The organism is Leptolyngbya sp. FACHB-8, assembly GCF_014695575.1.
Taxonomy (GTDB): domain Bacteria; phylum Cyanobacteriota; class Cyanobacteriia; order Elainellales; family Elainellaceae; genus Vacuolonema.
On the sequence record NZ_JACJOO010000030.1, the window covers coordinates 30,583 to 41,923 of the forward strand.

General features: G+C 51.5%; 11 protein-coding genes. 4 read left to right on the forward strand and 7 right to left on the reverse strand.

Annotation, left to right across the window (positions count from 1 at the left end):
• The first annotated feature begins 607 nt into the window (after positions 1-607).
• Together H6F91_RS06155 and H6F91_RS06160 are read left to right on the forward strand one after the other, a co-directional pair.
• Positions 608-1,351, forward strand: a complete 744-nt coding sequence (locus H6F91_RS06155; protein WP_190770470.1) for a DUF4231 domain-containing protein — start codon at positions 608-610, stop codon at positions 1,349-1,351.
• Positions 1,352-1,537: 186 nt separating this feature from the next.
• Positions 1,538-2,290, forward strand: a complete 753-nt coding sequence (locus H6F91_RS06160) for a hypothetical protein (RefSeq protein ID WP_190770471.1) — start codon at positions 1,538-1,540, stop codon at positions 2,288-2,290.
• A gap of 143 nt (positions 2,291-2,433) precedes the next feature.
• Here H6F91_RS06160 and H6F91_RS06165 read toward each other — a convergent pair whose 3' ends face one another.
• The 5 genes from H6F91_RS06165 to nuoH form a co-directional block, all read right to left on the reverse strand.
• Positions 2,434-3,354 carry an NAD(+) kinase gene (locus H6F91_RS06165; protein ID WP_190770472.1) on the reverse strand — a complete coding sequence of 307 codons (921 nt, stop codon included), beginning with the start codon at positions 3,352-3,354 and terminating at the stop codon, positions 2,434-2,436.
• Positions 3,355-3,477: 123 nt separating this feature from the next.
• Positions 3,478-3,783 (reverse strand): NADH-quinone oxidoreductase subunit NuoK, encoded by a 306-nt coding sequence (gene nuoK / locus H6F91_RS06170; RefSeq protein WP_190770481.1) that lies wholly within the window; start codon positions 3,781-3,783, stop codon positions 3,478-3,480.
• Positions 3,784-3,856: 73 nt separating this feature from the next.
• Positions 3,857-4,447, reverse strand: coding sequence for an NADH-quinone oxidoreductase subunit J (locus H6F91_RS06175; protein WP_190770473.1), 591 nt, complete (start codon positions 4,445-4,447; stop codon positions 3,857-3,859).
• Positions 4,448-4,499: 52 nt separating this feature from the next.
• Complete coding sequence (ndhI, locus tag H6F91_RS06180) at positions 4,500-5,114, reverse strand: NAD(P)H-quinone oxidoreductase subunit I (RefSeq protein WP_190770482.1); 615 nt, start codon at positions 5,112-5,114, stop codon at positions 4,500-4,502.
• A gap of 57 nt (positions 5,115-5,171) precedes the next feature.
• Positions 5,172-6,290 carry an NADH-quinone oxidoreductase subunit NuoH gene (gene nuoH / locus H6F91_RS06185; RefSeq protein WP_190770474.1) on the reverse strand — a complete coding sequence of 373 codons (1,119 nt, stop codon included), beginning with the start codon at positions 6,288-6,290 and terminating at the stop codon, positions 5,172-5,174.
• Between the two features lie 313 nt (positions 6,291-6,603).
• On the opposite strand from nuoH, the gene H6F91_RS06190 reads away from it, so the two are divergent.
• Positions 6,604-7,263 (forward strand): sigma-70 family RNA polymerase sigma factor, encoded by a 660-nt coding sequence (locus H6F91_RS06190; RefSeq protein ID WP_190770475.1) that lies wholly within the window; start codon positions 6,604-6,606, stop codon positions 7,261-7,263.
• Positions 7,264-7,394: 131 nt separating this feature from the next.
• Here H6F91_RS06190 and H6F91_RS06195 read toward each other — a convergent pair whose 3' ends face one another.
• Complete coding sequence (locus H6F91_RS06195) at positions 7,395-8,675, reverse strand: HetZ-related protein (RefSeq protein ID WP_190770476.1); 1,281 nt, start codon at positions 8,673-8,675, stop codon at positions 7,395-7,397.
• Positions 8,676-8,975: 300 nt separating this feature from the next.
• Positions 8,976-9,629, reverse strand: a complete 654-nt coding sequence (locus tag H6F91_RS06200) for an L-threonylcarbamoyladenylate synthase (RefSeq protein ID WP_190770477.1) — start codon at positions 9,627-9,629, stop codon at positions 8,976-8,978.
• A 170-nt stretch (positions 9,630-9,799) separates the two neighbouring features.
• On the opposite strand from H6F91_RS06200, the gene larC reads away from it, so the two are divergent.
• Complete coding sequence (larC, locus tag H6F91_RS06205) at positions 9,800-11,245, forward strand: nickel pincer cofactor biosynthesis protein LarC (protein ID WP_190770478.1); 1,446 nt, start codon at positions 9,800-9,802, stop codon at positions 11,243-11,245.
• Positions 11,246-11,341 lie beyond the last annotated feature (96 nt).

Below are 11,341 nucleotides of genomic sequence, written 5' to 3' on the forward strand. Positions count from 1 at the left end.
CCAATTTCACCTAGTGAAATAAGTCAGAAACAAGTGTGTTTCTTCGGGGATGGCTTGCTATGGATGGGATACCCCGGTCCACCACAATAACCAACCACAAATCTGAAACCAACGAGAGTTATTGGAGCACACTTAGTCAAAGGAAACGTGTGGGCGATCGCCTCCACACCTACTCCCACTTCAGAAGCTGTCTAAAAAGCTACAGCATTTCCTAATCTAATGAGGTGAGGAAGAGGGTTATGGGTTTCATGTTGAATAATGAACAACAACTTCTCGTACTGTTTTTATATACAGAATGGGAGGTGGGATGTGTACGCGTCACACCTCCCGTCCTGTGCAGTTCTAATGGTTTGGTTCCACGAAGTAAAAGCTAAGCAAAATTACGACTTATAGCCAAATTGTTCTGAATCTTGCAGAATTGTCAACGCTAAGATTACAAACCGAAAACGATATTTGCAAAGGCATAAAACACTTTGTAATCTAAGAATCAGTTATTTCTTTAAGATACTTTTGTCTAAACGTAGCAAATTTCGGCAATGTCACGATCTGCAATTAGAAATTTGGCAACTTTCTAGCGTCATCTACATCTACCCCCTGAAAACCTTCTATGCAAAAGCAGGATCCTTATCGCGAACAACTCAAAGCCGAATTTGACACACTGTTCAATTCATTGGGCCTCAAAGAAAACCAGAACCAGTACCTACGTGGGCGTTGGATGGATCAGGTGCTCTGGATGGAGGGGCGTGCCTCAAAAGCTCGGGATTGGTACTACCGACTGCGTCTAACCACTATCATTGGTGGTGTCATTATTCCAATCCTGGTTAGTCTTAATCTGCCTGAAACTCAGCGCAATTTATCCAACGTCATTCGCTACATCACGATTGGGTTAGGAGGCATCGTTGCCATTAGTTCAACGGTCGAGGAGTTTTTCCATTACGGCGAGCGGTGGCGACACTACCGACGTAGTGTTGAGTCATTGAAAGCTCAAGGGTGGCAGTTTTCGCAACTGACGGGTTCCTATTCCAGTTTTGCAACTCATGCCGATGCGTTCACGGCTTTTACCCTACAAGTTGAAGACATCATTCAACGGGATGTAGAGGTTTACGCCACTCAGGTTATCAATGAACAACAGGTCAAAAAGGAAGAACAAAATACTGGCACACCGAACTACACCAACCCCGTTTCTGTTGAATACTCCGCTCCCGCCCAACTTCCATCTGCTGGATATACAGCCTCTAGCGACCTTGGAACATCCACAGACTATGGAACTTCTCCCCATTCTGCCAATACTGGAACTCCAGAAGACTACGTGACAGAAACCAATCCGGAAAGCTATACCAATCCGGCCTAATGCTCTTTATGACCGTTGTTAGTGTTAGAGCCATAGCCCTTCTGGGCATGCTGGAATTAATTTACTGGGTGCCAAGGAACCATAGGCCAGCGTCTTTTCATCGATCGGGGTTCCTTACAGATGTGACCGTTCAAGGATGATTCATCCTTGCTTACCTTAATCCCGAAGCCGTTGAGACCGCCTTCCATGAAACAGGTTGATGAGCTGGCCTTTCCAAATGGACACCAGGCCAAAACAATTCGCATTCATCGTAATTCTGATGTTTTGACCTCCTTGAAGCAGCTTGGCTTGCATCCACCCTCCTCAACGTTGGTGCTGGTTGGCGGAGCCAGCGGTATTTCACCGGAGGCGATGGAGCAGTTGCGATCGCTTTTCTGCAACACCCTCGCGCCCCTAGCGGAGCGGCTAGGGTTAACCGTTGTGGATGGGGGCACTGATTCTGGTGTAATGCAGCTCATGGGCCATGCCCGTCAACATATTCAGGGCAGCTTTCCACTGTTGGGCGTCGTGGCCCATGCAATGGTAGCCTTTCCAGACCAACCTGCCCCTCCTGACGGGGCTCCACTAGAACCGCATCACACCCACTTCATGATGGTACCGGGTGCGCTTTGGGGCGACGAGGCCCCCTGGATTGCAAAAGTTGCAACGGTTCTCTCGGGGGCACGTCCCTCGCTGACGGTCTTGGTCAATGGTGGCATGATCGCCTGGCAGGATGTGGATAACAGCTTGCGCGAAAACCGCCCTGTCCTGGTAATGAGCGGCAGTGGACGCACCGCTGATGTCTTGGCAGCAGCTTTGGCAGGCGATCGCAGCAACGACCGCGCCAACCGCCTAGTCGAATCGGGCCTAATGGAAGCGATCGACCTGGCGGCCCCACCTGAAAACCTCCAGCAAGTTTTTGAGGCTCATCTCAATCCAGCCATGCCGATCAGCCAGTAATACTCAGCACTTACGCATTGTTGTGGGTGAGGTTCTCCGCACCCACAACAATGCACTACAGGTAGCGGGCTTGCGTAAGTCCTGATACTCAAAACGAAGTTTGCTGCCCTAGAGGGCAGCAAACTTCGTTTTGGGTCTATCTATCAATTGCGGTGATTGTTGCTGTAGCGCACTAGAGTTCCGGCCCACAGCAGCTTCTCACGCAGGGTTTGGTAGTAGGAGTAGTTTTCACGCAAAATGATAAACTGCGCCTGACATTCTGCCTGACGAATGTCAACTCGTTGCCCCGGCCAGATAGAGGTCGCCATCACCCCATCCATCCATAGTTTGGTGGTCATGTCATGATCGGCTAGAGGCCAGATACTAACGACAGAGCCCGGGGGCAGAACAATCGGACGACTGGAGAGGCTGAGAGGGCAAATAGGCGTGACAGCGATCGCCGCCATTCCTGGATGCATAATTGGCCCATTCGCCGCCACCGTGTAAGAGGTTGAGCCCGTTGGAGTCGCCACAATCAGCCCATCCCCCTGGTACTGATCGACCACCTCGCCATCGATCTCCATTTCCAGAATAGAGGTGACCATGCGATCAGCCGAGGCAGGTTTAACTGCCATTTCATTAAGAGCGAGGAAGCGATCGCTCATAGGCTCCATATTGGAACGGCTGCCTTCGTAGGTACGGGCCTGCAACATCATGCGCCGCTGTACTGCAAAGCGATCGCTCAGAAGACGGTCCCAAACCTTTTCCGTATTCTGAAACAGTTCCAGGGATTCGGTTAGAAAACCAAGGTGGCCGCCAACATTGACCGCCAGAATAGGAATCCCCTCCTCTGATAAGTGGCGAGCTGCTGACAGCACCGTACCGTCACCGCCCAGCACGATCGCCAGATCAATCGGATGCGTCACTGACGCTAAAAACACGGGATAGGGGTTATCTTTAGCTCCACTCGGCCCAACTAGAACCCGCACGCCCCTCGCTTCCAGCTCACGGGCACATCGCTCGGCCCACTGCTGACTATTGGGATCTCCGGATTTGTGGGCAATAATGACCTGTTGTAATTGCACCAGTTAATCAGTAAGGCGTCTAGAACATTTCCAGTGTAAGCCCAATATAAGAATTGGCTCAGCGCTAAGCACTGAGCCAATTCTTATATCAGTCAATTATCAATCAATCCGATTGAAGTCAGATTACCACTTCAAAAGGTTGAACTGTTCCATATCCACCGTATCGCGGTTGCGGTAGATAGACAGTACGATCGCCAAACCTACAGCCGCTTCTGCCGCTGCAATGGTAATCACAAACACCGTGAATACCTGACCTTTAATGGCAGACGGATCCAAGAAGTTGGAGAACGCCATCAGGTTGAGGTTGACTGCATTAAGCAGCAGTTCAATCGACATCAATACTCGAATCGCGTTACGGCTCGTCACCAAGCCATAGATTCCAATACAGAAAAGAGCGGCTGCCAGCAGAAGGAAGTATTGAAGTTGCAACATAGGGGGTTTTCTTCAGTCCTATTCGAGCAAAAGATGACTTTTCTTGAGGGCACGTAGCACCCCAAAAAGCTTAAGGGCGATTCGTAGTCGTTAGTTCGCGAGGACGCTCAGGCAGTGTCAAATTAGCACGCTCATCAATCTCACCCGGCAGGAACTCACGGCGAGCCAGAACGATCGCCCCAATCAGCGCCATCAGCAGCAACACCGACGCCAACTCAAAGGGCAGCAGGAAGTCACTGAAGAAGTGCTTACCAATCTCAACCAGAGCTGCATCCCCAGCGATGGGGGCCGAAGAGAGTGCCCAGGGAGTAGCCAGAACCGTTGTTGCCAACAAGGCAAACAAGCCAAAGCAAACAGCTGCCGTCGCGGCCTGACCGACCCAAGCATTACGCACAGGCTGGAAAGGCTGACGCTTATTTACAAGCATGATCCCGAACAGGATCAGTACGTTAACCGCACCGACGTAGATCAAAATCTGCGCCGCTGCGACGAACCCGGCATTCAACAAGATGTACAAGCCGGAAATACTAATGAAGACGGCTCCCAATAGAAACGCCGAATAAACAATGTTATTCAGGAGCACAACGCCCAGGGATGTAACCAGCATCATCAATGCCAGCACCCCAAACGATACAACTTGAACGCCCTCTGCTAAATTCATAGCTTCGCTACCTTTGCTGGTGTTCTCGAACTCGTTTTACAGATTCACAGAATTACTCAGCCTTCGCAGGCGGAGCTGTTGGAGTTTTGGATTCCAAACCTTCGAGGATCTCCTCAGGCAGTTGCCCAGCCCGGCGAGAACCCTTCGGCAGGTTGTGGGGTTCCGTAACACCCTTGGGCAGGTAGGCTAGCTCCCGCAGAGGCGTCACCATCGGGTCTTGCGTCACCTTGTAGGGAAGGCGTCCCAGGGCCACGTTGTCATAGTTAAGTTCGTGGCGATCGTAGGTGCAAAGCTCGTACTCTTCCGTCATGGAGAGACAGTTGGTGGGGCAGTACTCCACGCAGTTTCCGCAGAAAATACAGACCCCGAAGTCGATGCTGTAGTGGTTCAGCTTCTTCTTCTTGGTTTCTTTGTTGAATTCCCAGTCCACTACGGGCAGGTTAATGGGGCATACGCGGACGCACACTTCGCAGGCAATGCACTTGTCAAATTCGAAGTGAATCCGGCCCCGAAAACGCTCAGAAGGAATTAGTTTTTCGTAGGGATATTGCACCGTAATAGGACGGCGAGACATGTGGTCGAAGGTAACCGAAAGACCTTGACCAATGTACTTCGCAGCCTGCACCGCCTCTTTGGTGTAATCCCCAACCTGTTTGAGAAACTTCAGCATGGTTCTTCCTTAGGTATTGCAGAGCATGTCGGAACGGCAGATGAATGTATTGGCTTAGCCACCAAAGGCCATAGGAAATGCGAGTTTCAACCCAGCGGTAACCAGCAGGTTTACCAGAGAAATGGGCAGCAAGAACTTCCAACCCAAATCAAGCAGTTGGTCGATTCGCACCCGGGGTACCGTCCAGCGGAGCAAAATCGCCAGGAACAGCAGCAGGTAAGCCTTGAAGAGGGTCATCACAATTCCCAGGCTAGCAGAGATGATCTGGAACCAGGGTTCTGTTTCGCTGACATTCAACACACCGGCGACCCAGCTCACGGGAATGGGAGACTCCCAACCACCCAGGTAAAGAACAGCAAACAGCAGAGCCGACAGCACCAGGTTGGCATAGGAGCCTGCATAGAAGAGCATGAACTTCACAGCGCCATACTCTGTCTGATAACCCGCTACCAATTCTTCTTCCGCTTCGGGCAAGTCAAAGGGCATCCGTTCGCACTCGGCCAGAGCTGCAATCCAGAAAATGATGAAGCCGACCGGCTGACGCCAGATGTTCCAGCCCAGGATGCCGTAGCCCGCCTGCTGGTCAACGATGTCAATGGTGCTCAGGGAGTTGGACATCATCACCACCGCCAGGATGGAGAGTGCCAGAGGAATTTCATAGCTGATGGACTGAGCGGCGGCCCGCAGCCCCCCCAGCAGCGAATATTTGTTATTGGAGGCATAACCTGCCATCAGCAGCCCAATGGGAGCAATGCTGGAGAGAGAAACCCACAGGAAGATCCCGACGCCCAGGTCTGAAATCAACATGTTTTGCCCAAACGGCACAATGATGTAGGACAAAAACACAGGGACGAATACCAGCATGGGTGCGATCGCATACAACCAGGGATCCGTCTTGGCAGGAAAAACGTCCTCTTTTGTCAACAGCTTGAGTACGTCTGCGGCGGGCACCAACATACCCTGAGGGCCCATAAACTCGGGGCCAATCCGCTGTTGGGCTGCCGCCGAGATTTTCCGTTCTAACCAGGTGCTGACTAGGGCCAGAACCGTGACAGCACCCACGATTAAGACCATGGGCAGTGGAATCCAGACGAGCTTGGCTGCTCCGTGAGGCAGGCCCAGTTGCTCCAGAATCTGGACAAAGCTTGCTTGTAAATCAATCCCTGGGTTCATAGGTAGTTAGACCGAGCGTTAGGATCAGGGCTAAGAATTCTTACCCAACAGTATACCGACTGAAGGTGAGGCAAAATTAACGTGGATCGCCCGTCAGTTATGATAAATTCCTGGCATCAGGATAAGTCTGCCTAAAGGTTGAGTATTGATTTCGCAGTCAATCATAGAGTTATATCTATAAATTCATGTCATTTCATGACAATTAGGTCTTAAAAGCCAACACTTTTAAGAATAAGGAACAAAAGATGGGAAACTTTTAATTTCTCAGTAATATTGGGTGCTATAGCGTCGCGTCGATTTTTGGCCAAAATCTGTGCAAGTTCCTTCCATTCCAGAAGCGAATCATCCGCTGATTCGGTCGCTTTCTCACTATAGCGATCAGGAGCTGCTGACGTTATTTCAGCGACACCCCGACTCCGGACAATATTTCACAGCAATATTTTGTCGTTATAGCCCACTGGTGTATACGCTTGTGCGGCATTCGGCGCGATCGCCCGTCCAAGCCGACTACCTCTTCGCCCAAACCTGGCGGCACATCTTTTATGAACTGGGCGATCTGGATCTGAACGCCCTCCCCGGTGAAAATTCAACCCTTCAATCCTGGCTGATCAACATTACAGCCGTCTGCATCAACCGGGCCGACCTCCCTCCCGTTGAATCGATCCACTATTCATTACAGGCTGCTCCACCTCCTCTCTGGTGTTATGTGGAGCGCTCTCTCAGCCAGCTTGTGCCCATTCAGCGCCTCATCGTGCTCATGGCCCAGACCTTTCACTGGAGCGAAACCCGCATCGCTGCTTATTTACAGGCCGAAGGAGAATACATCTCTCCGGCAGAGGTCAAGCTACAACTCCGCGCCGCTTATCGTCAATTAGAAGAATTCGTCCCCGAAGACATCCAGGAAATCTATATGGATGGTCGCGGGTTTGATCGGCCCATGAGCCCAGTTCCTAAACCTGGTTTGGACGTTTAAGGTAGGTATAGCGCTGGGCGCTCAGAACCAGACAGTTTATTTTTGAAAAGCCGCACGGCGTGCGATCGCCTAAGTCAATAAACAATAAAAAAGAGGGGAGCCTTGCTCCTCCTCTCTTTTTGAGGCGTCAGTCAGCCCTCCTGGTTGCGGAATTGCCAGGCCAGTTCCAGCACCTTGACCCAACGCTTGTGAACTTGCTTGGGGGTGCAGCGAAGGGTTTTGGCGATCGCCTGATCGGCAGCATTGGTGCTCTTAAGCTGAACCAGTTGGCGTTGTTCCGGTTGCAGGGTTTCCAGGAAAGCAGCCCACTTTTGGGGAGGCATCCCCAGATTTTGATCGAGGTCAGCGCCCAGCCATTGGTGAACCAGTTGCCAGCGCTGGGAGCGCGCGAACTTCTCCACGTGGTACTTAAATCGCTGTTGCAGGTAATCGCGCTGACGAGGCGAGAGGTTTAGAATATCGTCAATTTCAGGAGCCGACAGATCTTGCAGCTTGAGCACTAGATAGTTAACGCAGTCTTGCTGATCCTGAGATTGAAGGTATTGAATGAGTTCACCGATGACGCGATCGCGCAACACAGAATCGGAAGGATCCACAGCATCAGCCACCATCTGTTCCCGCACCTGCTGCACGACAGGGGAACGGCTATGGGCTTCGGCTTCTTCGCCCTTGCCCGATTCCACCGCCAGTTCAATGTCAACAGAAGCTTCTTCCGGTTGGCGTTTAGCAAAGCCTTGAGCCCGCAGCACAATCAACTGCTGGTTACGTCGTCCCGGCAAGTTGATCCGGCGCTTGGCGTACTGCTCCGAGAACGCCATATATTCGGATAGCTCTAAACGAGAACGGGGAGAATAGTCTTCAGGCAGGTTATTTTCTTTACGAAACGCTTTTAATACTTCAATGTAAAACCCTTGCAGGAAATCTTCAATTAATCCATAGCGGCCCTGGAAACCCAGTTGCGCACGGCTGCGAGAAATATGGCGATAAACAATAGCACTCAGATGGCTATGCAACTCGACACGGCCCCGTCGAGAACCTAGCTTGTAGTAAGCCAGAATTTTCTGAAGCCGATGTTGAGCCAGGGTCATCTTCCAGGTGCTAATCTGGCCAGAGCTTTGAATGCGATCGCTCTTCTCACAAATACGCTCTACTTCGACTGCGATGCGTCGCACAATCGCCTGGGCACCAGCAGATGGGGCAACTGACAGCGTCTTCTGCAAATCTTCAAGCAGCGCTTCCATGAGCGCTTCGTCAGGTTCGCTGACAGAAGTAGAATTGTCGAGGTCATCCACAGACACAATCTCAGCGGACGCATCATCTGGGGTTAGCCCATCACTCGTAGGCTGAGTATCTTGCGATGGTGTGTCAGCGGATTCAGCAAAATCAGAAAAGTTCGCGGGTTCGACGTTCATGGCGGAAGTTGGTGGTGATGCACAGAATTGAGTCGTGCGGCGCTAGACATTTGGAACTGAAAGTTCGCTTCGCCTCTCTGCCACAAACTTGTCTACATCTCAATTCTGAGGGACTACGGGCAGACCTGGACAGAGGTATGGCACTTTTTGAGGTGGTTGACTGGCACACCGATTAGACGGGATGTGATAAGTCTGCATTAAATCGCTACATTTCTTTCAACTGAAGGCTTCAAGGGCACTTTTAGGAGCTTGAGTTGACTGTGACACCCTGTGACAGTTCAGAACTTTGGTCAACATGATTCATCCAACCTCCAAAGCTAGAGGCAGATCATCTACCGCCTCCCAGCCCAGCCCTTGGCGGAGTACCACAGGCTCCTCCCCTGTCAAGTCGAGTACAGTGGACACCTCGTGACGTAACACTGAATCCTCATCGTCAATCACGATATCGACCAAAGGACCCAGAAAATCGAATAACTCTGGCTTACTGACATCACGATGATCCATATCAGCAGGAACAGGAGCGGATGATGAGATCACAGGGTTTCCCAAAGATTGAAGCAATGCCTGACAAATGGCATGATCAGGCACCCGAATCCCCGTTGTCTTCCGCTTGGGGCTCATAACTAGCCGAGGAACCAGCTTCGTTGCAGGCAATAGAAAGGTGTAAGGCCCGGGCACCAAACGACGAACCAACCGATAGGATGAATCTGCCACATAGGTATAGCTGGCAATGTTGGACAGCGAGGGGCAGAGAAACGTTAGGGGCTTCTCGTTAGAGAGCCGTTTAATTTGCCGCACCCGTTCGATTGCTGCCTTTGAGTTCAGGTCACAGCCAATGGCATAGACCGTATCAGTGGGATACAGCATAACCGCTCCCCGTTGGAGAGCTTCTCGAATCTGCTCAACCTTCCGCGTTTGCGGTGTTTCTGGATGGAGGGTATAAATTGTTGCCATAGTTTAAAGATGACAGAAATCACCCGATTTCTGCTGTTAAGTTTCATCTGCCTCACAGAAGCTTCAGGCACAATCAGATTGAACACATTCCACTTCACACCGGCTTTCAGTAGCAGGTCGCATTGAACTCCGAATCACGCTGACCCTATTTATCTACACCCCTAAGCCCAATGACGAAGATCGCTTATATTGAGTGCCCAACCGGCATTGCTGGAGATATGTGTCTGGGAGCCCTGGTGCACGCAGGCGTGCCCTTAAACTACCTGAGCGACCAATTGAAGCGCCTGGGCATTGGGGATGAGTTTCACTTGTGGTCTGAAATCGTGATGCGTAATGGCCAGGCCGCGACAAAGGTGCATGTAGATTTGCTGCGGGGAGACGGGGATGAATATGCCACCTTTGCCGCCTCTGATCCTCGTACGGTTCACCATGAGCATGGCCAGGGAAGTGAGCATTCCCACAACAATCCCGTCGGGTCTTCTGTCAAAAATCGCCGACTGCCTGACATTGAGCAAATAATCCAGGAAGCTGGGTTGCCTCCTCGGGCAGAAGCCTGGAGCCTGGCCGTATTCCGGCGCTTAGCCGAAGCGGAAGCCGCCGTTCATGGCACAACCATGGAACATGTCCATTTCCATGAGGTAGGAGCCACTGATGCCATTGTAGACATTGTGGGCACCTGCTTGGGGCTGGATTGGCTCAACGTCGATGCTGTCTACTGCTCAGCTTTACCTATCGGTGGTGGAACTATCCGCGCTGCTCACGGACGATTACCGGTACCTGCGCCTGCCGTCCTGAAGCTTTGGGAGCAACGACAAGTGCCTATCTATAGCAACGGCATCGAGCGTGAAATGGTCACACCCACAGGTGCAGCGCTGGTCACCACTCTGGCTCATGAGTTTGGCGCACCACCTCCCATGCGTTTAACTAAAGTGGGTCTGGGAGCTGGATCACGCAACTTCTCGTTACCCAACATTCTGCGGCTGTGGCTTGGCGATACCAGAGTAGACAGCGGGCAACCCGAGAGAACTACCATCGGAGTAACACAACCGCATGCTCACTCTGCTAGCCATACGCATAGCCACGAGCATTCTCCTCATGCCTCCGATGACTCCGAGCAGGCTCATGATTACTCCCATGAGCATGACCCAACCAGTACTGAAACGGTAACGGTTCTCGAAACTCAAGTGGATGACGTTAGCCCACAAGCGATCGCCTTCACCCAAGAAGCCCTCCTCGCCGCAGGGGCTTTAGATGTCTTTACCCAGGCAGTTACGATGAAAAAGTCACGGATGGGCACCTTGATCACCGTAATTTGTCGACCAGAACAGGCCGAGGTTTGTGAAACCCTTCTATTCCGGGAAACTACAACTCTGGGTATCCGTCAAAGCCAGCAACAACGCCACATCCTGCAACGTCATTTTGAGCATGTAGATACCCCGTATGGCAGTATTCGCATCAAGCTAGCTCGCCCTGCCACAAACGCACCGATCTCCAATGCACAACCTGAGTATGAGGACTGTGCCAAAGCAGCTCGCCAACAGAATGTGCCGTGGCGTGAAGTACACCGCATTGCCTTACAAGCCTGGCATGAACAAGCTAATACCAAACAAATATGAAGCTGCGCCAAACTAGAAGAGTCCTCTTTGAGGTGATGGGCGATGACAGGACGTCCTTTTCAAGTCACGGTGACGGAGAGCCTGGAGCAGTTAGAG

What these genes read in the sequence shown, in the direction of transcription:
- nuoH (WP_190770474.1), bottom strand. Translation starts at nt 6,290, where the DNA reads ATGAACCCAGGGATTGATTTACAAGCAAGCTTTGTCCAGATTCTGGAG.
- H6F91_RS06160 (WP_190770471.1), top strand. Translation starts at nt 1,538, where the DNA reads ATGAAACAGGTTGATGAGCTGGCCTTTCCAAATGGACACCAGGCCAAA.
- H6F91_RS06200 (WP_190770477.1), bottom strand. Translation starts at nt 9,629, where the DNA reads ATGGCAACAATTTATACCCTCCATCCAGAAACACCGCAAACGCGGAAG.
- larC (WP_190770478.1), top strand. Translation starts at nt 9,800, where the DNA reads ATGACGAAGATCGCTTATATTGAGTGCCCAACCGGCATTGCTGGAGAT.
- H6F91_RS06175 (WP_190770473.1), bottom strand. Translation starts at nt 4,447, where the DNA reads ATGAATTTAGCAGAGGGCGTTCAAGTTGTATCGTTTGGGGTGCTGGCA.
- H6F91_RS06155 (WP_190770470.1), top strand. Translation starts at nt 608, where the DNA reads ATGCAAAAGCAGGATCCTTATCGCGAACAACTCAAAGCCGAATTTGAC.
- H6F91_RS06195 (WP_190770476.1), bottom strand. Translation starts at nt 8,675, where the DNA reads ATGAACGTCGAACCCGCGAACTTTTCTGATTTTGCTGAATCCGCTGAC.